The organism is Stenotrophomonas sp. PA-6-5C, from assembly GCF_021605635.1.
Taxonomy (GTDB): domain Bacteria; phylum Pseudomonadota; class Gammaproteobacteria; order Xanthomonadales; family Xanthomonadaceae; genus Stenotrophomonas; species Stenotrophomonas lactitubi.
The window spans coordinates 20,866-43,177 of record NZ_WKEE01000047.1 but is presented as its reverse complement, the minus strand read 5'-3'; the positions used below and the strand labels follow the sequence as shown (position 1 = coordinate 43,177).

The following is a 22,312-nucleotide window of genomic DNA, read 5'->3' as shown; positions in this document are numbered from 1 at the left end:
ATGGATGGCGCCATCGAGCCCCCAGGGATGGGTCTACGGCGTGTCCTGCCCACCCACACCGCCCCGCCATCCCACGGAATGCCCGCTGTTGCTGTTGCCCTGGCCTCTGCGGGTGCAGGGCGCCGCCCTGCCCGACCAACCCCTTGATTTCGGGACAATCACCCTTACCCCTTGGCGAGGCCGCACGCGCTTGCGCGGCATTGCACATGGAGCCCTAACCGATGTCCGAGACGATCCAGACCGAAACCCTTGGCTTCCAGACCGAAGTCAAGCAGCTGCTGCAGCTGATGATCCACTCGCTGTACTCCAACAAGGAGATCTTCCTCCGCGAGCTGGTCTCCAATGCCGCCGACGCCGCCGACAAGCTGCGCTTCGAAGCCCTGACCCAGCCCGAGCTGCTGGAAGGCGACAGCGAACTGCGCGTGCGCGTCAGTTTCGATCCGGCCGCGCACACCATCACCATCGAAGACAACGGCATCGGCATGAGCCGCGCCGATGCCATCACCCACCTCGGCACCATCGCCAAGTCCGGCACCGGCGACTTCCTGCGCCAGCTGTCCGGCGACCAGAAGAAGGATTCGCAGCTGATCGGCCAGTTCGGCGTCGGCTTCTACAGCGCCTTCATCGTCGCCGATGAGGTCGAAGTCACCTCGCGTCGCGCCGGCCTGGCGGCCAGTGAAGGCGTGCGCTGGACCTCGCGTGGCGAAGGCGATTTCGATGTCGCCACCATCGACAAGGCCGAGCGCGGCACCCGCATCGTCCTGCACCTGAAGGATGGCGAGCACGACTTCGCCGACGGCTGGCGCCTGCGCAGCATCCTCAAGAAGTACTCCGACCACATCGGCCTGCCGATCCAGATGCCCAAGGAAGACGCTGAAGAAGGCGCCGCGATCGAGTGGGAGACCGTCAACCGCGCCAGCGCACTGTGGACCCGCCCGCGCACCGAGATCAGCGATGCCGAGTACACCGAGTTCTACAAGCACGTCGCCCACGATCACAGCGACCCGCTGGCCTGGAGCCACAACAAGGTCGAAGGCAAGCTGGAGTACACCTCGCTGCTGTACGTGCCGGGCCGTGCGCCGTTCGACCTGTACCACCGCGATGCACCCAAGGGCCTGAAGCTGTACGTGCAGCGCGTGTTCGTAATGGACCAGGCCGAGCAGTTCCTGCCGCTGTACCTGCGCTTCATCAAGGGCGTGGTCGATTCCAACGACCTGTCGCTGAACGTCTCGCGCGAAATCCTGCAGTCGGGCCCGGTCATCGATTCGATGAAGGCCGCGCTGACCAAGCGTTCGCTGGACATGCTGGAGAAGCTGTCCAACGACAAGCCCGAGCAGTACGCCACGTTCTGGAAGGAATTCGGCCAGGTGCTGAAGGAAGGTCCGGCCGAGGACTACAACAACCGTGAGAAGGTCGCCGGCCTGCTGCGCTTCGCTTCCACCCGTGGCGAGGCCGATGCGCAGACCGTGTCGCTGGCCGACTACATCGGCCGCATGGCCGAAGGCCAGGACAAGATCTACTACCTGACCGGCGAGAGCTACAGCCAGGTGCGCAACAGTCCGCACCTGGAAGTGTTCCGCAAGAAAGGCATCGAAGTCCTGTTGCTGACCGACCGCATCGACGAGTGGCTGATGGGCTACCTGACCGATTTCGACGGCAAGGGCTTCGTCGACATCGCCCGCGGCGACCTCGACCTGGGCGCGCTGGAAAGCGAAGCGGACAAGCAGGAGCAGGAAGCTGCAGCGAAGGACAAGCAGGGCCTGGTCGAGCGCCTGAAGAACGTACTCGGCGATGACGTGGCCGAAGTGCGCGTGTCGCACCGGCTGACCGATTCACCGGCGGTGCTGGCCATCGGCGAGCAGGACCTCGGCCTGCAGATGCGCCAGATCCTGGAAGCCAGCGGCCAGAAGGTGCCCGACAGCAAGCCGGTACTGGAAATCAACCCGGGTCACCCGCTGATCGCCAAGCTCGATGCCGAAGCCGATGGCGCACGGTTCGACGACCTGGGCCGGGTGCTGTTCGACCAAGCTGCGCTGGCCGCCGGCGACAGCCTGAAGGATCCGGGTGCTTACGTCGCCCGTCTGAACAAGCTGCTGCTGGAGCTGTCGGCCTGATCGATGCCGGGATCGCCCAGCCTGGTGGTTGCCAACCCCGGTTGGCACCGCCATTGCCCCGGTAGAGGCCAACCTTGGTTGGCGCTGTCGCTGCCCTGGTAGGTGCCAACCTTGGTTGGCGCTGTCGCTGCGTTGGTAGGTGCCAACCTTGGTTGGCGCTTGGTTCGACTGCAGAAGCGTGCCAACCAAGGTTGGCACCTACCAGAGCGGATCACGGTTGTCGCCCGAAGCAGGGCGAGGTTGGTATTCCGCAGAAGCACGCCACGATTGCCCTCAGGGCCAGCCACCGGGCCCGCCCAGAGCCGGTCGGATCAGGCTTGCCGGTCCAGCAGCGAGCCCAGCATCTGGTCCTCGCGGCGGATCAGCGCCGCATTGGCAGCAAAGGCCACCACCTCGGCCTTGGCAGCCAACAGGTCACCCAGCGGCGCGGACGGGTCGGTGTCACCAGTAGAGGTCACGCGGGTCTCCACCCCGCCCTGCGCTACGGCTTCGCGCTGCAGTTGCAGGCGCGGTGCATCCGCGGTCGCCAGGTTGGCCACGTTGTGCGCGGCCACCTGCACGCCCCGCTGGGCTGCACGCATCCCGCTGAGGGCAACACCGGTCACATCGTTCATCGGGGGTCTCCCAGGCCACCCAACGCAGCCTTCCGCACCGGTTAACGGCCGCGCGGCTGCGACCTTGAGTCCACGCCGGCCAGACAGGCCCGGGTGGTAGCATATCCCTCTGATTTCAGCGCCTTTTGCCAATGCTCAGTTTTTTCCGCCGCAAGAAGCCCCAGGACGCCGCCACACCGGACGCGCCCAAGACCCAGCACTACTCGGCTGAAGAGCTGGCGGCGGCATTCCCGTCGGCCGCGCCGCCCGAGCAGGCCCCGGCCGCACCGGTAGCCCCGCCCGTGGCGGAAGCGCCGGTGCCAACCGCCACGCCCGAAGTCGTCGCGCCCGCAACGTCAGCAGCGCAGGCAACGCCGGACGCGCCGCAGGAAACCACTGCCGAAGCCCTGCCGGAACGCGTGCTGGCACCGGAGAACTTCGCCGCCGAAGCGGCCGCCGCCGCTGCGGTCCTCGCTCCGCTGGCCCCGGTCATCCCCGCGCAGGAACCGGCCGCCCCGGCCGCCGACCTGCCGGTGCTGGTCGATGCCCCGCCTGCCCCGGCCGGCAAGCCCGGCTGGCGCGAGCGCCTGCGCAACAGCGCATTCGCCCGCAGCTTCGGCGGCCTGTTCTCGCGCAATCCCAAGCTCGATGACGACCTGCTGGACGAGATCGAGACCGCGCTACTGACCGCCGACGTCGGCGTTGCCGCCACCACCGAGCTGATCGCCGACCTGCGCAAGCGCATGAAGGCGCGCGAATTCATCGATGCCAACGCCCTGCTGGCGGCACTGCGCGCCGATCTGATCGCGATCCTGCAGCCTGTGTCCAAGCCGCTGGTCATCGACCGCAACGCCAAGCCCTTCGTGGTGCTGACCGTCGGCGTCAACGGCGTTGGCAAGACCACCACCATCGGCAAGCTGGCCAAGCGCTTCAAGGACGAGGGCCACAGCCTGATGCTGGCCGCTGGCGATACCTTCCGTGCTGCCGCCGTGGCCCAGCTGCAGATCTGGGGCGAGCGCAACGGCGTGGCCGTGGTCGCGCAGGGGCAGAACGCCGATGCCGCCTCGGTGGCCTACGACGCGTTGCAGGCCGGCAAGGCCCGTGGCACGTCGGTACTGATCGCCGATACCGCCGGCCGCCTGCACACCCAGTCCGGGCTGATGAACGAGCTGGGCAAGATCCGCCGCGTGCTCGGCAAGATCGACGAGAATGCGCCGCACGAAGTGCTGATGGTGATCGACGGCACTACCGGCCAGAACGCGCTTTCGCAGCTGCGCCAGTTCAATGCCGCAGTCAAGGTGACCGGCCTGGTGGTGACCAAGCTGGACGGCACCGCAAAGGGCGGCGTGGTTTTCGCGCTGGCCCGTGAGTTCGGCATTCCGATCCGTTTCGCCGGCATCGGCGAGCGTCCGGAAGACCTGCGCGTGTTCGATCCGGAAGCCTTCGTCGACGCCCTGTTGCCCGAAGCGCTGGGTGCCTGACATACCGTGCAGCCACGCATGGCGTGGCTCTACTGCAACCCGGTAGAGCCACCCCATGGGTGGCTGCCTCCTGGAGTACCGATGCCCCGCCAGCCGAACGCCAGCGCCACGCCCGCTCCTGAGCACGGCTTCGTCGCCCGCCTGCTGCACTGGTTCGACGACCACGGCCGCCACGATCTGCCCTGGCAGCATCCGCGCAGCCCGTATCGGGTCTGGTTGTCGGAGATCATGCTGCAGCAGACCCAGGTGGCAACGGTCATTCCGTACTTCCACCGTTTCCTGCAGCACTTCCCCACCCTGCCCGACCTCGCCGCCGCCAGCAACGACGCGGTGATGGCGCAGTGGGCCGGGCTGGGTTACTACGCCCGTGCGCGCAATCTGCATGCGGCCGCCAAGCGCTGCGTGAGCGAACACGGGGGCGACCTGCCGCGTGATTTCGACGCCCTGCACGACCTGCCCGGCATCGGCCGCAGTACCGCCGGCGCGATCCTCAGCCAGGCCTGGAACGACCCGTTCGCGATCCTCGACGGCAACGTCAAGCGCGTGCTCAGCCGCTATCACGGCGTCGAAGGCTTTCCTGGCCTGCCCGCCGTCGAAAAGCAGCTGTGGGCCATCGCCGAAGCACAGGTCGCGCAGGTGCCGGCGGCGCGCATGGCCGACTACACGCAGGCGCAGATGGATCTCGGTGCGACGGTCTGCAGCCGGTCCAGACCGGCCTGCGTGATCTGTCCCCTGCAGGCCGATTGCGTGGCACGTCGCGAAGGCCGTACGGCCGAGCTGCCAACAGCAAAGCCGGGCAAGGTGCTGCCCGAACGCGAGGCGGTGGCCCTGCTGCTGCGCGACAAGCAGCAGCGCGTGCTGCTGCAGAAGCGGCCGGATACCGGCATCTGGGCGCAGCTGTGGACGCTTCCGCAGGCCGATGCGGGCAGCGAGCTGCAGGACTGGTTCGACGTGCACGTCGATGGTTCACTGGAAGATGCCGAGGAACTACCGGTGCTGCAGCACACCTTCAGCCACTACAAGCTGCATCTGCAGGTATTGTCACGGCAGGTGCACGGCCTGCGCGTGGAAGAACCCACGCTGCGCTGGGTCGACGACGCCGAACTGTCTGCACTGGGCTTGCCAGCCCCTATCCGGAAGCTGCTTGATGGCACGCCCATCAAGCCCCCGAAGCGAACCTCCGCAAAATCCCGCAACCACGAGTGAGTGCCATGCCCCGAACCGTCTTCTGCCAGTACGAACAACGCGATGCCGAGGGGCTGGACTTTGTGCCTTACCCAGGCGATCTGGGCCAGCGTGTGTTCAACCACATCGGCAAGCCGGCGTGGACCGCATGGCTGGCACACCAGACCATGCTGATCAACGAGAACCGCCTCTCCCCGCGCAAGCCGGAGCATCGCGCATTGCTGGAAACGGAACTGGTGAAGTTCCTGTTCGAGAAGGACGCGGAGAAGCCTGCTGGTTTCACCCCGGAAGCCTGATCTGGAGGTAGCGCCGGGCCATGCCCGGCGTCCAGCCATCCGCCGGGCATGGCCCGGAGCTACCGCCCTACTTCGCGGATTCCTCGCGCTCCTGCACCTGCGCCTGGCGCAGCTCCTGCTCGGAGGCGCGTAGCGCCTTCACGTCGAGCTTGCGTATGGTCTTGATGAAGCACGGCATGCGCGGGCCAGCGGTCGGGTCACGTACCAGCACCTTGTCGAACGGCGCCGAGACGCGGTTCATCCGGCTGGTCAGGCCGATGGCGGTCGCATACGACAGATCCTGGCAGGGACCATTCAATTCCAGCAGGTAGGCCTCGCTCGGACGCGTCCAGACCGCCAGCGCACTGTCGCCCAGCTCGGTCCAGCCATTGAGGCTGCCGAAGAACTGCATGTCCTTCTGCGGTGCGCCGGCGTGGGCACGATACAGCTCCAGCTTCTCGGCACTGCCCAGGCGGCCGGTGGTGGCACAGCCAGCCAGAGCCAGGCACAGCCCGGCGATCAACAGTGGGGTCTTCATGGCCATCTCCACGGGGAACTGTGCCGATCATGCACCCGCCGGGGTGGTGCCGGCGCAACGGCCGGCAGCCTGGTTCAGCCGTTGGTCGGCGGCCCCCAGCCGACCAGGCCCTGCATCGAATCCGGTAGTCGCCAACCTTGGTTGGCGCTTGGCCGGCCGCTCAGACGTCGGCGTGGGCCAGCGCGTGCAGGCGCCCTTCGCGCAGCTCCAGCACCCGGTCCAGACGCCGTGCCAGCGAGCGGTCATGGGTCACCAGCACCAGGCTGGTATGCCGCGCACGGTTGAGCTCCAGCATCAGCTCGAACACGGTCGCAGCAGTGCGGTCATCCAGGTTGCCGGTCGGCTCGTCGCCCAGCACGCAGGCCGGGTGATTGACCAACGCGCGCGCCACCGCAGCACGCTGGCGTTCGCCACCGGACAGTTCGCCGGGCTTGTGGTCCAGGCGATGGCCCAGGCCGACCGATTCCAGCAGCGCAGTCGCACGCGTGCTGGCCTCGGCCACCGCGGTACCGGCCAGCATCACCGGCATCATCACGTTTTCCAGCGCGGTGAATTCCGGCAGCAGGTGGTGGAACTGATAGACGAAACCCAGCGCCTGGTTGCGCAGCAGGCCGCGCGAGGTGTCCGACAGCGCCGACATGCGCTGGCCGGTGACATAGACCTCGCCAGCGGTGGGCGTATCCAGCCCGCCCAGCAGGTGCAGCAGCGTGCTCTTGCCGGCACCGGAGGCACCGATGATCGCAACCGTCTCACCTGCAGTCACCGTCAGGTCCAGCCCGTCGAACACCGGTGTCTGCATGCGCCCTTCGGCGTAGGTCTTGCCCAGCCCTTCGGCACGGATCACTTCATCGCCGCGGTTGAAGACCTTATTCATAGCGCAGGGCCTCCGCCGGCTGGGTGCGTGCTGCCCGCCAGGCGGGATACAGAGTGGCCAGGAAGCTCATCAGCAGCGCGACCAGGGTGATCACCACGATGTCGCTGGTCTGCATGTCGGTCGGCAGGCCGGTGATGTAGTACACATCCTCCGGCAGCAGCTTGACGTTGAACACCGACTCGATGGCGCCGAGGATGCGTTCCAGGTTCAAGGTCAGGGTGATGCCGCCGATCAGGCCTGCGAGGGTGCCGAAGATGCCGATCAGCGAGCCCTGCACCATGAACACCTGCATCACCCCGCCCGGGGTCAGGCCGAGGGTGCGCAGGATCGCGATGTCGGCCTGCTTGTCGGTCACCAGCATCACCTGCGAGGACACCAGGTTGAACGCGCCCATGGCGATGATCAGCGAGAGCAGGATGCCCATCACCACTTTTTCCATGCGCAGCGAGTGATACAGGTTGGCGTTCTGCTGGGTCCAGTCGCTGACCCGATAGGCGCCGCCGAGGTTCTGCGCCAGGTCCACGCCCACCTCCAGCGAGCGGTCCATGTCATGCAGTTTCAGGCGGACGCCGGTGGCGCCATCGGAACGCAGTACGCGCTCCAGGTCTTTCATGTTGGCAAAGCCCACACCGCGATCGACTTCGTTGTAACCGGCCTCGAAGATGCCGCTGACGGTGAAGCGTTTCATCCGTGGCACCGCACCAGCCGGCGTGCCCTGCACTTCCGCAAAGGTCACCAGCACCTGGTCGCCGACGTCCACGCCCAGCCAGACGGCCAGTTCCTTGCCCAGCAGCAGGTTGAAGCTGCCCGGGGTCAGGCTGCCGTAGCTGCCCTTGGTCACCTTCTTGTCGATCACCGACACCTTCGGCTCCAGCGCCGGGTCGATGCCCTGGATGATCGCCCCCTGCACACGCGGGCCGCTGATCATCGACTGGATCTCGATATACGGCGCAGCGCCGGCCACGCGCGGATCCTTGCTGGCCACATCGACCACGCGCATCCAGTCCGGCATCGGTTCTCCGTCGCGGCTGATGGTGGTGTGTGCGGTCATCTGCAGCAGGCGGCTGCGGATCTCCTTCTGGAAACCGCTCATCACCGCCAGTGTGGTGATCAGCACCGTCACCCCGAGCGCGATGCCCAGGATCGATGCCATCGAAATGAAGGAGATGAAGCCGTTGCGGCGCTTGGCGCGCAGGTAGCGCAGGCCAATGGCCACGGGAATGGGTTTGAACATGCAGGCACGCCAGTCGATTCAGCCTATGGTGCCACCGACCGGGGCTGACGGGAAACGCCGCGTGCGGATACGGCCAGTCGCAGTTCACGTCGCTGCCCGCGATTGAGTACATCCGGCCAGAACAACAGCCGTCGACGGCGCCAGCCTTCGCGCCACTGCAGCAGCAGCCAGGGCCCGCGCACCACCAGTCGCGGCTCGGCAATGTCCTGCCCGTCCACGCGCAGCGGCTCAGGCAGGGGCGGCAGCTGCAGCAACGCGCGGGGCCGCCGCAGGCGCCAGGCCAGCTCGGCCAAGCCCAGCACCCAGACCCCGATCAGCACGGGAACCAGGTGCCCCGGCGGCAGATCCGAGGCACGCAGCAGCCACGGCGCAGCCAACAGTACCGCCAGCTGGGCACCGGCCTGCAGCCGCGACGGGCGCCACTCAAGGCTTGAGGGCGAGGATCTTGTGCATGAGGGGGACGGCGTGCGCATGTGGGCAGGCCTCGTAGCCCATGAACCAGCGCCACAACTTATCGTCCTCGCAATCGAGCAGGAACAGGAAAACCTCGCGCTCTTCGGTCGGTGCACTGCTCCACTCACGGTCCAGGTAGCGACCGAACAACTGGTCCAGTTCGCGCATGCCGCGCCGGCAACGCCAGCGCAGCTTCTTCAGCAGAACATCTTCTTCCATCGTGTTTCTCCAGATACAGCAAAGCCACGCATGGCGTGGCTCTGCTGGGAGGTGCAGCCACGCGTGGCGTGGCTCTACCGGGTACAGTCGGGCCGTATCAGGCGCGGCGTTCCATCATCAACTTCTTGATCTCGGCGATCGCCAGCGCCGGGTTCAGGCCCTTCGGGCAGGTCCGGGCGCAGTTCATGATGGTGTGGCAGCGGTACAGCTTGAACGGATCTTCCAGATCGTCCAGGCGCGCACCGGTGTCCTCGTCGCGCGAATCGATGATCCAGCGGTAGGCCTGCAGCAGGATCGCCGGGCCCAGGTAACGCTCGCCGTTCCACCAGTAGCTCGGGCAGCTGGTCGAGCAGCACGCGCACAGGATGCACTCGTACAGACCGTCCAGCTTCTTGCGGTCTTCCGGCGACTGCAGGCGCTCACGGTCCGGCGGTGCCGGGGTCTGGGTACGGATCCACGGCTTGATCGAGGCGTACTGCGCATAGAAGTGGGTCAGGTCCGGAACCAGATCCTTGACCACGTTCATGTGCGGCAGCGGGTAGATCGGCACTTCCTTCTTGCCGCAGTCCGAGATGGCTCGGGTGCAGGCCAGGGTGTTGGTGCCGTCGATGTTCATCGCGCACGAACCACAGATACCTTCGCGGCACGAGCGGCGGAAGGTCAGGGTCGGGTCGATCTCGTTCTTGATCTTGATCAGCGCGTCCAGGACCATCGGGCCGCAGGCGTCCAGATCGACATCATAGGTATCGGTGCGCGGATTGCTGTCGTCGTCCGGACTCCAGCGGTAGATCTTGAAGGTGCGCACGTTCTTGCCGCCGGTCTTGGCGGGGAAGTGCTTGCCCTTCGTGATCTTGGAATTCTTGGGGAGTGAAAACTCGGCCATGGCTGCTCTCGTTGGCTCAGGCGGCCCGCGCCCGAGGGCGCGGATTGCATGTTAGGCGGGGTCGGATCAGTACACGCGCGGCTTCGGCGGCACCACGGACACGTCATCGGTCAACGTGTACATGTGCACCGGACGGTAGTCGAAGCTGCACTTGCCCTTCTCGTCCACGCTGACCAGGGTGTGCTTCTGCCAATTGACGTCGTCGCGGTCCGGGAAGTCCTCGTGCGCGTGTGCGCCGCGGCTTTCCTTGCGCTGCTCGGCCGAGTTGATCGTCGCCACCGCGTTCAGCAGCAGGTTGTTCAGCTCGTAGGTCTCGATCAGGTCCGAGTTCCAGACCAGCGAACGGTCGGAGACCTTCACGTCCTGGAACGAGTCGAAGATCTTGTCCATCTTCTCGCAGCCTTCCTTCAGCGTCTGGCTGGTACGGAAGACCGCCGCGTCAGCCTGCATGGTGCGCTGCATGCGATCGCGGATGACCGACGTCGGGGTATCGCCGTTGGCGTGGCGCAGCTTGTCCAGCAGGCCCAGCGCCTTGTCGCAGGCGTCGGCCGGCAGGGTCTTGTGCGCCGCGCCGGGGGTGATCGTCGCCGCGCAGCGATTGGCCACCGCACGCCCGAACACCACCAGGTCCAGCAGCGAGTTCGAGCCCAGGCGGTTGGCGCCGTGCACCGAAACGCAGGCCGCTTCGCCGATGGCGTACAGGCCCGGCACGACCGCATTGTCGTTGTCACCGACCCTCTGCACCACTTCGCCGTGGTAGTTGGTCGGGATGCCGCCCATGTTGTAGTGCACGGTCGGGATCACCGGGATCGGCTGCTTGTGCACGTCGACGCCGGCGAAGATGCGGGCGCTTTCGGCGATGCCCGGCAGCTTGTCGTCGATCACGCCCGGGCCGAGGTGGGTCAGGTCGAGCAGGATGTGGTCCTTGTGCTCGCCGACGCCGCGGCCTTCGCGGATCTCGATGGTCATCGAACGGCTGACCACGTCGCGCGACGCCAGATCCTTGTAGTGCGGTGCGTAACGCTCCATGAAGCGCTCGCCGCTGCTGTTGCGCAGGATGCCACCTTCACCGCGGACACCCTCGGTGATCAGGCAGCCGGCGCCGTAGATGCCGGTCGGATGGAACTGCACGAACTCCATGTCCTGCATGGCGATGCCGGCGCGCATGGCCAGGCCGCCACCGTCGCCGGTGCAGGTGTGCGCCGAGGTGGCGCTGAAGTAGGCACGGCCGTAGCCGCCGGTCGCCAGCACCACGCCCTGGGCGCGGAACAGGTGCAGCGTGCCGTCGGACATGTCCAACGCCAGCACGCCGCGGCAGGCACCTTCGTCATCGAAGATCAGGTCGAGTGCGAAGTACTCGATCATGAAGCGTGCGTCGTGCTTCAGCGACTGCTGGTACAGCGTGTGCAGCATCGCGTGGCCGGTACGGTCGGCCGCCGCGCAGGTGCGCTGCGCCGCCGGGCCTTCGCCGTACTGGGTGGTCATGCCACCGAACGGACGCTGGTAGATCTTGCCTTCGGCGGTGCGGCTGAACGGCACGCCGTAGTGCTCGAGCTCGATGATCGCCGGAATCGCTTCACGGCACATGTACTCGATGGCGTCCTGGTCGCCCAGCCAGTCCGAACCCTTGATGGTGTCGAAGAAGTGGTAACGCCAATCGTCCTCGCCCATGTTGCCGAGCGCAGCGGAGATACCGCCCTGGGCGGCGACGGTGTGCGACCGGGTCGGGAAGACCTTGGTCAGGCACACGGTCTGCAGGCCCTTGGCGGCCAGGCCGAACGTGGCACGCAGGCCGGCGCCGCCGGCGCCCACCACGACCATGTCGTACTTGTGTTCGGTAATCTTGTAAGCGGACATCTAGTCTGGATTCCTGTCTTGGCGCCTGGGCTCAGGCAACGCCGAGGGCGATGCGGCCCACCGCAAACACACTGACGATCATGCCGAGCACGGCGACGAACTTCACCGCGGTCTGCAGCACCAGGGCCAGCAGCGATTCGTGGATGTAGTCCTCCAGCACGACCTGCAGGCCGAGCTGGGCGTGCCAGAACATGGCGATCAGCAGGCCGATCAGCGGAACGGCGTTCCACGGCTTGGCGATCGCGGCAGTCGCGGTCACGTAATCCGAGCCCAGCAGGCCCAGCACGAACACCAGGAACCAGATGCCCAGCACCACCAGCGCGGCGGCAGTCAGGCGCTGATGCACGAAGTGCTCGGTGCCGGTCTTGGCCGAACCGAGACCGCGCACGCCCTTCAACGGGGTACGGAACTTGCTCACGCGGCACCTCCGAACATCACATAGGCCCACACCGCCAGGGTGATCAGCAGGCTGCCGATCACCGACATCCAGCTGCTGCGGATGAAGGTGGCAATGCGGAATCCGATCGCGAAGTCCTGCACGATATGGCGGATGCCATTGCACAGGTGATAGGCGAACGACCATGTCCACGCGAACAGGAACACGCGGCCATACCAGGCCCCGGCATGGCCGGTGAAGCAGTTCCAGGATTCGGGCCCCATCATCAGAGCCAACAGGCCTCCGGCGATGATGAGGGCACCAACAGACAGAAAGACGCCAGTGGCTCGATGCAGGATCGAGGTGGCCATCTGAATCTGCCAGCGATACACCTGAAGGTGCGGAGAAAGGGGACGTTGTCTGGTCGCCATTCGCTGGGCTCGTTGTCTCGGCTGGGCGGCATAAGGCCGCGTTGGCTCAATGCTGGATCAGAAATCGATGCAGCGTCCGTTTTTTTCCCAATCGCCATACCGCACCGGATCGAGTCCGCCGCGGCCACCGAATTCTTCTTCCACCTCTGGTTGTTCCACGGGCACAGGGACCGGGGGAACCAGCGGGGCTTCAGCTTCGGCGTCGGGAGTGGGGGTTGTTTGGCCTATCATGATGGGTCTCGCAACGCACAAATTTTAGACCTCGTTCACGTGCCTGACAACCTTCCCCCTGCTTTCGTCGCATATCCGCGCCTGCCCGGCCATCAATTGCTGAGCCTGCAGGGCGTGGATGCAGTGGCTTTTGCCCATGCCCAGTTCAGCAGCGACGTGACCGCCCTGCCCCTGCTGCACTGGCAGTGGAGCGCGTGGCTGAGCGCCAAAGGCCGCACCCTGGCAGTGTTTCAGCTGCTGCGGCTGGCCGATGACCATGTGCTGCTGGTACTCGCCGACGGCGATGCCGATGCGATTGCGTCGCAACTGCAGCGTTTCGTGTTCCGCCGCAAAGTGAAATTGCAGGTGCATGCCGACCTGGCAGTGGCCGGGGCCTTTACTGCGCCGGAAGCCGCTACCGGCGCCGCCATCGCGCTGGCCGGCAACCACGGCTGGGAACTGGATCTGGGCAGCGACGCACTTCCCCGCACGCTGCGCATCGGCCCGGTCGAGGCCTTCCCGGCCAGCGACGAAGCCGGGGACGCCGCCTTCGCCCTGGCCTGGCGCCAGGCCGACCTGCGCTTTGGCCTGCCGCGACTGGAAGCGAGCCAGCGCGAGGTGTGGACCCCGCAGCAGCTGGGCCTGGACCGCCTCAACGGCTACAGCGTGAAGAAGGGCTGCTACCCCGGTCAGGAAATCGTCGCGCGCACCCATTTCCTCGGCAAGGCCAAACGCGCGGTGCAGCTGCTGCACACCGCAGCACCGGCGCAGGCCGGCGATGGCGTGCAGCAGGACGGGGTCGCGCTCGGCACCCTGGCCAGCGTGGCCGGCGACCTGGCGCTGGCGGTGCTGCCGCTGGAGACCGGCGACAGCGAATTGCAGGTGGGTGATGCGCCCGCACAGCGGATGCCGCTGCTGGACGGGTTGGCGCGCTGAGGCGTCGATCCGGCACGTCATCCACGCATGGCGTGGATCTACCGAGCCCGAGACCCTGTTCCGGTGGGTGCGGACCGTTGGTCCGCACTGCGATGAAGCAGCCGAGCGTGGGCTCGGCTCTACAGGACTATAGGCGCTCGCCGGTTTCCGGGTTGAAGAAATGCAGGCCCTGCGGGTGGATCGCCACCCGGATGTCCTCGCCCACGCCCGGCAGCGACTGCGGCGCCACGCGCATGGTCAGCGCGTGCTGGCCACTGCTCATGTTGACGAAGATCTCGTTGCCGACCGGCTCGATGCCTTCGATGCGCGCGGTGAACGCATGCGTGTCTTCGCTGCCTGCCGGCTGCAGGTGTTCGGGACGCACGCCCACCGCGATCGGCTTCTGCAACCACGCCGGATCGATCGTCGCCTGCCCCAGCGGAGCCTGCCACGCGCCATCAACCACGGTCACGCCACCGGCATCGCCCTGCAGCGTACCGCGCAGCACGTTCATCGCCGGGCTGCCGAGGAAGCCGGCCACGAACAGGTTGGCCGGACGGTCGTACAGCGCCATCGGCGTGTCGATCTGCTGGATGATGCCGTCCTTCAGCACCACGATGCGCTGGCCAAGGGTCATCGCTTCAACCTGATCGTGGGTCACGTAGATCATGGTGGTGCCCAGCTTGCGGTGCAGCTGCGCGATCTCGGTGCGCACGCTGTGGCGCAGCTTGGCGTCAAGGTTGGACAGCGGCTCGTCGAGCAGGAACACCGCCGGCTCACGCACCAGCGCACGGCCCAGTGCAACACGCTGGCGCTGGCCGCCGGACATCGCCTTGGGCAGCTTGTCCATCATCTCGGTCAGGCCCAGCGTCTGCGCGGCTTCGCTGATGCGCTTGTCGATGGTGGCCTTGTCATGCCCGCGCAGCTTCAGGCCAAAGGCCAGGTTCTCGGCCACGGTCATGTGCGGGTACAGCGCGTAACTCTGGAACACCATCGCGATGTCGCGATCTTTGGGCGCCACGTCGTTGACCACGCGATCACCGATGGTCAACGTGCCGCCGCTGATCTCTTCCAACCCTGCCACCATCCGCAGCAGGGTCGACTTGCCACACCCGGACGGGCCGACCAGCACCATCAGTTCGCCGTCGGCCACCTCGAACGTGGCGTCCTTCACCGCGACCTGGCCGTTGTCGTAGACCTTGCGCACACCCTGCAACTGCACTTTTGCCATTTCACTCATCCAGTCCGCCCGACGCCGGGCTGTCTTTTGGGACTGCCTCGGCCCTCCCGATGGCAGTGATGATTGCGCGGTTGCCGCATGACGGCGACCACTGCAATCGAATACAGTTGCCCATTCTGCCATGTAAACGTTTTCACGTGGCACTATCCGAACGTCGGTGCGCGCCGACCTGCATCGTCGACCGAACGAAGGGTTGCCGCTGTAGTCGTTTCGATTGGAACGGTGCTCCGGCAACCCGGAAAGCCGATCCAGATGAGCCTCGGACAGGCAGTTGCGCGGATGTCCCCCGAACCCAGCCATGAAGCGATTGACAACGATGTCACCCGGATCTGAAACTCGAGCGATGCACGACACACTCTTCCTGTTTGGTGCCACAGGTGATCTGGCCCAGCGCTACCTGTTCCCTTCGCTGCTGCGCCTGCTCGGCGACGGCCTGCTGCCGGAGGATTTCCGCATCCGTGCGCTGGCCCTGTCCGGCCACGACACCGAAGCCTTCCATGACATCCTGCGGCCACGACTGCAGCAGGCGATGCCGATGGCCAGCCAGGAGGACATCGCCTCTCTGCTGCGTCGCATCGACTACCGCTCGGTCGACCTGCGCGACGTCGACTCGGTCGCCGCCGCGGTATCCGACCTCGTCGACCGCCGCTGCGTGAGCTACCTGGCGATCCCGCCGGGCCTGTACATCTCCACCTGCGAAGGCCTGGCCAAGGGCGGCGCACTGGCCGCACCGGCGCGCCTGATGCTGGAAAAGCCGATCGGCAGCGACAGCGAAAGCGCCGAGGAGATCATCACCACCATCGGCCAGTGGATCGACGAAGACCGCGTGTTCCGCCTCGACCACTACCTGGGCAAGGCGGCGGTACAGAACCTGATCGCGCTGCGCTTCGGCAACACGCTGCTGGAAGCGGTATGGAACCGCAACTACATCGAATCGGTGCACATCCTGGTCGCCGAAAGCGAAGGCGTGGATGGCCGCGATGCCTACTACGCGCGCTCCGGCGCCCTGCGCGACATGGTGCAGAGCCACATCCTGCAGCTGCTGTGCATGGTGGCGATGGAGCCGCCGGCGTCGTTGGAAGCCGACCGCATCCGCGACGAGAAGGTCAAGGTGCTGCGTGCGCTGCGCCCGCTGGATGCCAAGCACGCAGCGCGTGACAGCGTGCGTGGCCGCTATACCGCCGGCAGCATCAACGGCCAGCCCGCACAGGCCTATCAGCCACCGGAAGGCAGCGATGTGGAAACCTTCGCAGGCGTCACCGCGCACATCGACAACTGGCGCTGGAGCGGCGTGCCGTTCCACCTGGTCACCGGCAAGCGCCTGCCCGAGCGCACCACCCGCGTGGTGGTGACCCTCAAGCCGGTCACGCACTGGTTGTTCGAGCGTCCGCAGCGTGCGCAGGCCGCACCGAACCGCCTGGTGTTCCAGCTGCAGCCGCAGGAGAACATCGAACTGGGACTGATGAGCAGCCTGGCCGGCCCGGAATGGGGCGCACTGGAACTGCAGCCACTGGAACTGGAACTGTCGGTGCCGACGGGCCTGCATCGCCGTATCGCCTACGAACGCCTGTTCCTGGACGCCTTCAATGGCAACCACACCCTGTTCGTGCGCGATGACGAAGTGCGTGCCGCCTGGGCCTGGATCGACAGCGTCGCCGATGCCTGGAAGGCAGCCGACCTGCCGCTGGAACCCTACCCTGCCGGCCAATGGGGCCCGGCCAACGCGGTCGACTTCCTGCCGCAGGGCGTGGATGCGCCGGATAGCGGAGCGTCGGAATGAGTGCCAGCTCGCAGCCGGTGCTGGTCGCCGACATCGGTGGCACCAATGCCCGCTTCGCCCTTGCCGACACCTCGCAGGACGCCCCGCTGCTGAAAGAGAGCATCCGCGAATACGCAGTGGCGGAGTTCCCGTCGCTGGGTGATGCCGCGCGCCACCATCTGGAACAGATCGGCGCCACCGCAAGCCGTGGCGTGTTCGCCGTCGCCGGTCGTGTCGATGGTGACGAAGCCCGCATCACCAACCATCCGTGGGTGATCTCGCGCAGCCGCACAGCTGCGATGCTGGGTTTCAACGAACTGCACCTGATCAACGACTTCGCCGCGCAGGCGATGGCGATCTCGCTGCTGCAACCCGATGACGTGGTCCAGGTCGGCGGTGCCGCCTGGGTTCCGGGCAAGCCGGGCCAGCCGCGCAACTACGCAGTGATCGGGCCGGGGACCGGCCTCGGCGTCGGCGGCCTGATCCTTCGCCACGGCCGCTGCTACCCGCTGGAAACCGAAGGCGGCCATGTCAGCTTCCCGCCGGGAACGCCGGAAGAGATCCGCATCCTGGAGATCCTGTCCGAGCAGTTCGGGCGCGTCTCCAACGAGCGGCTGATCTGCGGCCCCGGCCTGGTCAACATCCATCGCGCCATCTGCGAGATGGCGGGTATCGACCCGGGCCAACTGCAACCGGTGGACGTGACCGCCCGCGCCCTGCACGGCGATCCACAGGCGATGCGTACCGTCGATGTGTTCTGCGCGGTGTTCGGTGCCATTGCCGGTGATCTGGTGCTGACCCAGGGCGCCTGGGACGGCGTGTTCCTGACCGGTGGACTGACTCCGAAGATGCTCGATTCATTGCAGCACTCCGGTTTCCGCCAACGCTTCGAACACAAGGGCCGGTTCTCCTCGATCATGGCGCGGGTGCCATCGCTGGCCGTGATGCATCCCCACGCCGGACTGCTGGGCGCCGCTGCCTATGCTGCCGACGCCGAACGTGACGCACCAGGAGTTGCCGCATGAGCCCCACCTTCCACGACGACCGCATCGAGTTCATCAACCACGGCGATGCCGATGGCTGGATCGAAGCGGTCGCTGCCGAAATGGCACAGGCGATCAACCACGACATCACCGAGCTGGGCCGCGCACGCATCCTGTTGTCGGGCGGCACCACGCCGGCACCGGTGTACCAGGCACTGGCCGAGCTGGACGTGCATTGGGACCGCGTTGAAGTGAGCCTGGCCGACGAGCGCTGGCTGTCGCCGCAGGATCGCGACAGCAATGCGTGGCTGGTGCGCGAGAACCTGCTCACACGTGCCGAAGGTGCGCACTTCGATCCGCTGGTGCGGATCGGCAAGCCGCTGCCGGAGTGCGTGTACACCGCCAACCTGCAGGCCCAGCACAGCCAGCGGCCAAGCCTGGTCGCACTGGGCATGGGCAATGACGGCCATACCGCCTCGCTGTTCCCGGGCTCGCGCGACCTGCAGCGCGCCCTCGAAAGCACCCTGCCGTATGCCGCGCTTGATGCCACCGGCTGCCCCGGTGCCAACCAATGGCCGCTGCGCATCACCCTTACGCCGCGCGGCCTCGGCCAGTGCCGCCAGCGCCTGCTGCTGCTGCGCGGCAAGCAGAAGCTGCAGGTGCTGCGCCAGACATTGGACAGCAACGACCCCCAGCAGTATCCGATCCTCAACGCGATCAACCTGGACGGCGCGCGCCTGCGCGTCCACTGGGCTGATTGATGTCGGCGGCGGCGCCCTGCCGTCGCCCGCCTCTCGCCACCTCGAACGCCGGTAGCCAATGAGCCTCCATCCGCAACTGCAAGCCATCACTGAGCGCGTCATCCGCCGCAGCGCCGCCTCGCGCGCCGCCTATCTGGCAGCGATCGACGCCTCGCTGCGCGATGGCCCGTTCCGCAGCCGCCTCAGCTGCGGCAATCTTGCCCACGGTTTCGCCGCCTGCGGTGGCACCGACAAGAGCCGCCTGCGCGGCGGCGTGACGGCCAATCTGGGCATCATCACCGCCTACAACGACATGCTGTCGGCGCATCAGCCGTTCGAGACCTATCCCGAACAGATCCGTGCGGTGGCTCGCGAACTGGGCGCGACCGCACAGGTTGCCGGTGCCGTGCCGGCGATGTGCGACGGCGTCACCCAGGGCCGTGGCGGCATGGAGCTGTCGCTGTTCTCGCGCGATGTCATTGCCCAGGCCACCGCGATCGGGCTCAGCCACGACATGTTCGATACCACCGTGTACCTCGGTGTGTGCGACAAGATCGTGCCGGGCCTGCTGATCGGCGCCCTCGCCTTTGGCCATCTGCCGGCGGTGTTCGTGCCGGCCGGCCCGATGACACCGGGCATTCCCAACAAGCAGAAGGCCGAAGTGCGCGAGCGCTACGCCGCCGGCGAAGCCACCCGTGAAGAACTGCTGGAAGCCGAATCGGCCTCCTACCACGGTGCGGGCACCTGCACCTTCTACGGCACTGCCAATTCCAACCAGGTGCTGCTGGAGGCGATGGGCGTGCAGCTGCCGGGCGCGTCGTTCGTCAACCCGGATACCGCGCTGCGCGATGCACTGACCCGCGAAGCCACCGAGCGCGCGCTGGACATCACCGCGCTGGGCGACGACTTCCGTCCGCTGGGCCGGATCATCGACGAGCGCGCGATCATCAACGCGATCATCGCGCTGATGGCTACCGGTGGCTCGACCAATCACACCATCCACTGGATTGCCGTGGCCCGCGCGGCCGGCATCGTACTGACCTGGGACGACTTCGACGAGCTGTCGCAGCTGATTCCGCTGCTGGCACGGGTCTATCCGAACGGCGAGGCCGACGTGAACCGCTTCGCCGCTGCCGGTGGCCCGGCGTTCGTGTTCGGTGAGCTGATCAAGGCCGGCCTGATGCATGGCGACCTGGTCAGCGTCGCCCGTGGCGGCATGGCCGACTATGCGCGCGAGCCGCAGCTGCGCGATGGCAAGCTGGTGTATCTGCCGGGCCTGGAGCGCAGCGCCGATGAAGAAGTGGTGCGCGGTGTCGACAATCCGTTCGAAAGCCAGGGCGGCCTGCGCCTGCTGCGCGGCAACCTCGGCAAGTCGCTGATCAAGCTGTCGGCGGTGAAGCCGCAGTACCGCACCATCGAAGCCCCGGCCGTGGTGGTTGATGCACCGCAGGTATTGAACAAGCTGCACGCCGGCGGCCTGCTGCCCGAGCATTTCGTAGCCGTGGTGCGTTATCAGGGCCCGCGTGCGAACGGTATGCCGGAACTGCATTCGCTGGCACCGCTGCTGGGCCTGCTGCAGAACCAGGGCCGGCGCGTGGCGCTGGTTACCGATGGCCGCCTGTCCGGCGCGTCGGGCAAGATTCCGGCCGCGATCCACGTGACCCCGGAAGCTGCACGCGGTGGTCCGTTGGGCAAGGTGCGCGAGGGCGACATCATCCGCCTGGATGGCGAAGCCGGCACGCTTGAAGTACTGGTGGACGCGGCCGAGTGGGCTGCGCGTACGCATGCGCCGAATACGGCGCCGGCCGCCAATGACCTGGGCCGCAACCTGTTCGCGATCAACCGGCGTGTGGTGGGTCCGGCGGATCAGGGCGCGATCTCGATTTCGTGTGGTCCGGCAGCGGCTGACGGTGGGCCGTGGGATTACGACGCGGAGTATGAGCTGGGGCACGATGCTGCGGCTGCGGCGGCGCCGCATGAGGCGAAGGACGCCTGAGGGTTGAAGAGCGTTGCGGGTTAGTCGCAGCGGTAAATTTCCTGGCTGAGGGCGCGGTCAGCCCCAGCCGGGACACGCCGTAAACCCATCCATGGGGGCTCGGTCGCGGCATCCATGCCGCTCACGGTCCCGTCTGGGGCTGACCGCGCCCTCCTGACACTCTCCGGCGCGTCAACGCCGCGAAGTGATCATTGAAAGCACAACAAGAGCGAAAGCAAAGGCAGAAGCAGAGCTATGGGTATCGAACAACATCAGGTGCGGGCGGCGGAGTTGCTGCATGCGGCGGGCATCCTGCCGGTGGTGACGATTCATACGCTGGACCAGGCACGTGCGGTCAGTGCGGCGTTGCTGGAAGGCGGGTTGCCGGCGATCGAGCTGACGCTGCGGACGCCGGTCGCGATGGAAGCGCTGGCGATGCTCAAGCGCGAGCTGCCGGATGTGGTGGTCGGCGCCGGTACGGTGCTGACGGTGGAGCAGATGCAGCAGTCCATCGATGCGGGCGCGGATTTCCTGGTGACCCCGGGCACGCCACCGGTGCTGGCCGATGCGCTGGCTGCGGCACCGCTGCCGGTAGTACCGGGTGCGGCGACGCCGACCGAGCTGCTGTCGCTCTACGCGCGCGGCTTCCGTGTCTGCAAGCTGTTCCCGGCCACGGCCGTGGGCGGCCTGGCCATGATCAAGGGCGTAGCCGGCCCGATTGCCGACCTCAAGCTGTGCCCGACCGGCGGCATCACCGAGAACACCGCGGCCGAATACCTCGAGCAGAAGAACGTGGTCTGCATCGGCGGCTCGTGGATGGTGCCGGGCAACTGGATCGACGCCGGCCAGTGGGACAAGGTGAGCGAAAGCGCGGCGCAGGCCGCGAAGATCGTCAAGCGCGTACGCGGCCACTGAACCACTACGGGGTCAGAGCCCTTTCCCGCCGGGAAAGGGACCCGACCCCAGTCTACGAGCGCGCACAGCGCGCGACCCGCTCCTGCCGTTCTTTTCTTCATTCCGCGGTTGCGGTGCACGGAACCTGTCCGTGGCCGGGCGGATGGGTTGCGCAGGGGCGTGAGCCGCATGGATGCGGCGACCGAGCTTACAGGGACGTACTTGCAGCGTCCCCTGCGCAGCCCATCCGCCCGGCCAACCCCATGAAACCAACCGCACAACCGCGAGGGGCTCAGCCGTTGGCCGAAACCCTTACAGCGGTCGCGCCGGATCCACCAACCCGTACTGACTGGCCATCCGCGCCAACGCGATGTTGTCGTGGATTCCCATCTTCTCGAACAACCGCGCCTTGTGCGTATTGACCGTCTTCGCGCTCAGGCTCAGACGTCGGGCGATGTCTTCCTGGCGCAGGCCCTGGGTCAGCAGCAATGCCACTTCCAGCTCACGCGGCGACAGGTTGTCGAACGGCGAGCCGTTGCCTTCCACCGTGGACAACGCCAGGTTCTGCGCGATGCTCGTGCCCAGGTAACGCCGTCCGGCGGCCACGTCACGCACCGCGCGCAGCAGTTCCTGTGCATCGCAGCCCTTGCCGATGTAACCGGCAGCGCCCGCTTCGAGCAGGCGCTTGGGCAGCGGACCGTCCTCCAGCACCGACACGATCACCACCCGCGTGCTGCGGTGGCCACGGACGATGCGCTCGGTCACTTCCATTCCGCTCACCCCGGGCAGATGCAGATCACACAGCACCACGTCCGGTTGCAGCTGGCGGATAGCGGGAAGCGCGTCTTCGCCGGTCTCGGCCTCGCCCACCACTTCAATGTCGGTTTCACTCGACAGTATCATCTTCATCCCGGTGCGGACCAACGCGTGGTCATCCACCAGGTAGACTCGAATCGTCATTCACGTACCTCTTCGAATGCGGCCAATACGGGTCAACCTAGGCAGGAGCACCTGACCACTGCAAGCGCGGATGTTGCGCAATTCCGGCGTTCTGCCTTGCGCATCACATTCTTCACGCACTGA

General features: G+C 66.5%; 23 protein-coding genes. 10 read left to right on the top strand and 13 right to left on the bottom strand.

Going from position 1 to position 22,312, the window contains the following annotated elements; genetic code table 11:
- Positions 1-221: 221 nt before the first annotated feature.
- Complete coding sequence (gene htpG / locus GIW57_RS18155; protein WP_236512240.1) at positions 222-2,114, top strand: molecular chaperone HtpG; 1,893 nt, start codon at positions 222-224, stop codon at positions 2,112-2,114.
- Between the two features lie 311 nt (positions 2,115-2,425).
- On the opposite strand, the gene GIW57_RS18150 is transcribed toward htpG, so the two are convergent.
- Positions 2,426-2,728, bottom strand: a complete 303-nt coding sequence (locus GIW57_RS18150) for a hypothetical protein (protein WP_236512238.1) — start codon at positions 2,726-2,728, stop codon at positions 2,426-2,428.
- Between the two features lie 131 nt (positions 2,729-2,859).
- Here GIW57_RS18150 and ftsY point away from each other — a divergent pair, with 131 nt between their 5' ends.
- The 3 genes from ftsY (at position 2,860) to GIW57_RS18135 (ending at position 5,669) form a co-directional block, all read left to right on the top strand.
- A complete protein-coding gene (gene ftsY, locus GIW57_RS18145) occupies positions 2,860-4,188 on the top strand; it encodes a signal recognition particle-docking protein FtsY (RefSeq protein ID WP_236512236.1) in 1,329 nt (442 codons plus the stop codon).
- Positions 4,189-4,269: 81 nt separating this feature from the next.
- Positions 4,270-5,394: an A/G-specific adenine glycosylase gene (gene mutY / locus GIW57_RS18140; RefSeq protein ID WP_236512234.1), complete on the top strand. Its 1,125-nt coding sequence runs from the start codon at positions 4,270-4,272 to the stop codon at positions 5,392-5,394.
- Positions 5,395-5,399: 5 nt separating this feature from the next.
- Positions 5,400-5,669, top strand: coding sequence for an oxidative damage protection protein (locus tag GIW57_RS18135; protein ID WP_236512232.1), 270 nt, complete (start codon positions 5,400-5,402; stop codon positions 5,667-5,669).
- A gap of 67 nt (positions 5,670-5,736) precedes the next feature.
- On the opposite strand, the gene GIW57_RS18130 is transcribed toward GIW57_RS18135, so the two are convergent.
- From GIW57_RS18130 to GIW57_RS18085, 10 genes are all read right to left on the bottom strand, one after another.
- The gene (locus GIW57_RS18130) at positions 5,737-6,186 is read right to left on the bottom strand and encodes a DUF6491 family protein (protein ID WP_025878820.1); all 450 of its coding nucleotides are present in this window, start codon (positions 6,184-6,186) and stop codon (positions 5,737-5,739) included.
- A 160-nt stretch (positions 6,187-6,346) separates the two neighbouring features.
- On the bottom strand, positions 6,347-7,060 hold the full coding sequence (gene lolD / locus GIW57_RS18125; RefSeq protein WP_032977862.1) for a lipoprotein-releasing ABC transporter ATP-binding protein LolD: 714 nt from the start codon (positions 7,058-7,060) through the stop codon (positions 6,347-6,349).
- Positions 7,053-8,294 carry a lipoprotein-releasing ABC transporter permease subunit gene (locus GIW57_RS18120; RefSeq protein ID WP_093819978.1) on the bottom strand — a complete coding sequence of 414 codons (1,242 nt, stop codon included), beginning with the start codon at positions 8,292-8,294 and terminating at the stop codon, positions 7,053-7,055. The genes lolD and GIW57_RS18120 overlap by 8 nt, the downstream gene beginning before the upstream one ends.
- A 23-nt stretch (positions 8,295-8,317) precedes the next feature.
- Complete coding sequence (locus GIW57_RS18115; RefSeq protein WP_100464873.1) at positions 8,318-8,767, bottom strand: hypothetical protein; 450 nt, start codon at positions 8,765-8,767, stop codon at positions 8,318-8,320.
- Complete coding sequence (locus GIW57_RS18110; protein WP_089240366.1) at positions 8,718-8,966, bottom strand: succinate dehydrogenase assembly factor 2; 249 nt, start codon at positions 8,964-8,966, stop codon at positions 8,718-8,720. The genes GIW57_RS18115 and GIW57_RS18110 overlap by 50 nt, the downstream gene beginning before the upstream one ends.
- Positions 8,967-9,063: 97 nt before the next feature.
- Entirely contained in the window at positions 9,064-9,849 is a 786-nt protein-coding gene (locus tag GIW57_RS18105) for a succinate dehydrogenase iron-sulfur subunit (RefSeq protein ID WP_025878815.1), read from the bottom strand.
- A 66-nt stretch (positions 9,850-9,915) separates the two neighbouring features.
- Positions 9,916-11,706 carry a succinate dehydrogenase flavoprotein subunit gene (gene sdhA / locus GIW57_RS18100; RefSeq protein WP_100464870.1) on the bottom strand — a complete coding sequence of 597 codons (1,791 nt, stop codon included), beginning with the start codon at positions 11,704-11,706 and terminating at the stop codon, positions 9,916-9,918.
- A gap of 31 nt (positions 11,707-11,737) precedes the next feature.
- Positions 11,738-12,124 (bottom strand): succinate dehydrogenase, hydrophobic membrane anchor protein, encoded by a 387-nt coding sequence (sdhD, locus tag GIW57_RS18095; RefSeq protein ID WP_025878813.1) that lies wholly within the window; start codon positions 12,122-12,124, stop codon positions 11,738-11,740.
- Entirely contained in the window at positions 12,121-12,513 is a 393-nt protein-coding gene (gene sdhC / locus GIW57_RS18090) for a succinate dehydrogenase, cytochrome b556 subunit (protein WP_089240360.1), read from the bottom strand. The genes sdhD and sdhC overlap by 4 nt, the downstream gene beginning before the upstream one ends.
- A 57-nt stretch (positions 12,514-12,570) precedes the next feature.
- Entirely contained in the window at positions 12,571-12,744 is a 174-nt protein-coding gene (locus GIW57_RS18085) for a DUF1674 domain-containing protein (RefSeq protein WP_080149151.1), read from the bottom strand.
- A 39-nt stretch (positions 12,745-12,783) separates the two neighbouring features.
- On the opposite strand from GIW57_RS18085, the gene GIW57_RS18080 reads away from it, so the two are divergent.
- Positions 12,784-13,659, top strand: coding sequence for a folate-binding protein YgfZ (locus GIW57_RS18080; RefSeq protein ID WP_100464867.1), 876 nt, complete (start codon positions 12,784-12,786; stop codon positions 13,657-13,659).
- A gap of 127 nt (positions 13,660-13,786) precedes the next feature.
- On the opposite strand, the gene ugpC is transcribed toward GIW57_RS18080, so the two are convergent.
- A complete protein-coding gene (gene ugpC, locus GIW57_RS18075) occupies positions 13,787-14,869 on the bottom strand; it encodes a sn-glycerol-3-phosphate ABC transporter ATP-binding protein UgpC (RefSeq protein ID WP_100552183.1) in 1,083 nt (360 codons plus the stop codon).
- 352 nt (positions 14,870-15,221) lie between these two features.
- On the opposite strand from ugpC, the gene zwf reads away from it, so the two are divergent.
- The 5 genes from zwf to eda all read left to right on the top strand — a co-directional run bounded on the left by zwf (position 15,222) and on the right by eda (position 21,250).
- Positions 15,222-16,658: a glucose-6-phosphate dehydrogenase gene (zwf, locus tag GIW57_RS18070; RefSeq protein ID WP_089240355.1), complete on the top strand. Its 1,437-nt coding sequence runs from the start codon at positions 15,222-15,224 to the stop codon at positions 16,656-16,658.
- The gene (gene glk / locus GIW57_RS18065; RefSeq protein ID WP_025878808.1) at positions 16,655-17,662 is read left to right on the top strand and encodes a glucokinase; all 1,008 of its coding nucleotides are present in this window, start codon (positions 16,655-16,657) and stop codon (positions 17,660-17,662) included. Before zwf ends, glk begins: the two co-directional genes overlap by 4 nt.
- Positions 17,659-18,381: a 6-phosphogluconolactonase gene (gene pgl / locus GIW57_RS18060; protein ID WP_236512230.1), complete on the top strand. Its 723-nt coding sequence runs from the start codon at positions 17,659-17,661 to the stop codon at positions 18,379-18,381. The genes glk and pgl overlap by 4 nt, the downstream gene beginning before the upstream one ends.
- A gap of 58 nt (positions 18,382-18,439) precedes the next feature.
- The gene (gene edd / locus GIW57_RS18055) at positions 18,440-20,356 is read left to right on the top strand and encodes a phosphogluconate dehydratase (RefSeq protein ID WP_025878806.1); all 1,917 of its coding nucleotides are present in this window, start codon (positions 18,440-18,442) and stop codon (positions 20,354-20,356) included.
- A 234-nt stretch (positions 20,357-20,590) separates the two neighbouring features.
- Positions 20,591-21,250 carry a bifunctional 4-hydroxy-2-oxoglutarate aldolase/2-dehydro-3-deoxy-phosphogluconate aldolase gene (gene eda / locus GIW57_RS18050; protein WP_236512228.1) on the top strand — a complete coding sequence of 220 codons (660 nt, stop codon included), beginning with the start codon at positions 20,591-20,593 and terminating at the stop codon, positions 21,248-21,250.
- Positions 21,251-21,541: 291 nt separating this feature from the next.
- Here the strand turns inward: eda and GIW57_RS18045 are convergent, their stop codons facing one another.
- Positions 21,542-22,189, bottom strand: a complete 648-nt coding sequence (locus tag GIW57_RS18045; protein WP_025878804.1) for a response regulator — start codon at positions 22,187-22,189, stop codon at positions 21,542-21,544.
- Between the last annotated feature and the right edge of the window lie 123 nt (positions 22,190-22,312).

Coding starts and splice junctions, on each gene's coding strand:
- htpG (WP_236512240.1), top strand. CDS start 222: ATGTCCGAGACGATCCAGACCGAAACCCTTGGCTTCCAGACCGAAGTC.
- GIW57_RS18150 (WP_236512238.1), bottom strand. CDS start 2,728: ATGAACGATGTGACCGGTGTTGCCCTCAGCGGGATGCGTGCAGCCCAG.
- ftsY (WP_236512236.1), top strand. CDS start 2,860: ATGCTCAGTTTTTTCCGCCGCAAGAAGCCCCAGGACGCCGCCACACCG.
- mutY (WP_236512234.1), top strand. CDS start 4,270: ATGCCCCGCCAGCCGAACGCCAGCGCCACGCCCGCTCCTGAGCACGGC.
- GIW57_RS18135 (WP_236512232.1), top strand. CDS start 5,400: ATGCCCCGAACCGTCTTCTGCCAGTACGAACAACGCGATGCCGAGGGG.
- GIW57_RS18130 (WP_025878820.1), bottom strand. CDS start 6,186: ATGAAGACCCCACTGTTGATCGCCGGGCTGTGCCTGGCTCTGGCTGGC.
- lolD (WP_032977862.1), bottom strand. CDS start 7,060: ATGAATAAGGTCTTCAACCGCGGCGATGAAGTGATCCGTGCCGAAGGG.
- GIW57_RS18120 (WP_093819978.1), bottom strand. CDS start 8,294: ATGTTCAAACCCATTCCCGTGGCCATTGGCCTGCGCTACCTGCGCGCC.
- GIW57_RS18115 (WP_100464873.1), bottom strand. CDS start 8,767: ATGCGCACGCCGTCCCCCTCATGCACAAGATCCTCGCCCTCAAGCCTT.
- GIW57_RS18110 (WP_089240366.1), bottom strand. CDS start 8,966: ATGGAAGAAGATGTTCTGCTGAAGAAGCTGCGCTGGCGTTGCCGGCGC.
- GIW57_RS18105 (WP_025878815.1), bottom strand. CDS start 9,849: ATGGCCGAGTTTTCACTCCCCAAGAATTCCAAGATCACGAAGGGCAAG.
- sdhA (WP_100464870.1), bottom strand. CDS start 11,706: ATGTCCGCTTACAAGATTACCGAACACAAGTACGACATGGTCGTGGTG.
- sdhC (WP_089240360.1), bottom strand. CDS start 12,513: ATGGCGACCAGACAACGTCCCCTTTCTCCGCACCTTCAGGTGTATCGC.
- GIW57_RS18085 (WP_080149151.1), bottom strand. CDS start 12,744: ATGATAGGCCAAACAACCCCCACTCCCGACGCCGAAGCTGAAGCCCCG.
- ugpC (WP_100552183.1), bottom strand. CDS start 14,869: ATGGCAAAAGTGCAGTTGCAGGGTGTGCGCAAGGTCTACGACAACGGC.
- zwf (WP_089240355.1), top strand. CDS start 15,222: ATGCACGACACACTCTTCCTGTTTGGTGCCACAGGTGATCTGGCCCAG.
- glk (WP_025878808.1), top strand. CDS start 16,655: ATGAGTGCCAGCTCGCAGCCGGTGCTGGTCGCCGACATCGGTGGCACC.
- pgl (WP_236512230.1), top strand. CDS start 17,659: ATGAGCCCCACCTTCCACGACGACCGCATCGAGTTCATCAACCACGGC.
- edd (WP_025878806.1), top strand. CDS start 18,440: ATGAGCCTCCATCCGCAACTGCAAGCCATCACTGAGCGCGTCATCCGC.
- eda (WP_236512228.1), top strand. CDS start 20,591: ATGGGTATCGAACAACATCAGGTGCGGGCGGCGGAGTTGCTGCATGCG.
- GIW57_RS18045 (WP_025878804.1), bottom strand. CDS start 22,189: ATGACGATTCGAGTCTACCTGGTGGATGACCACGCGTTGGTCCGCACC.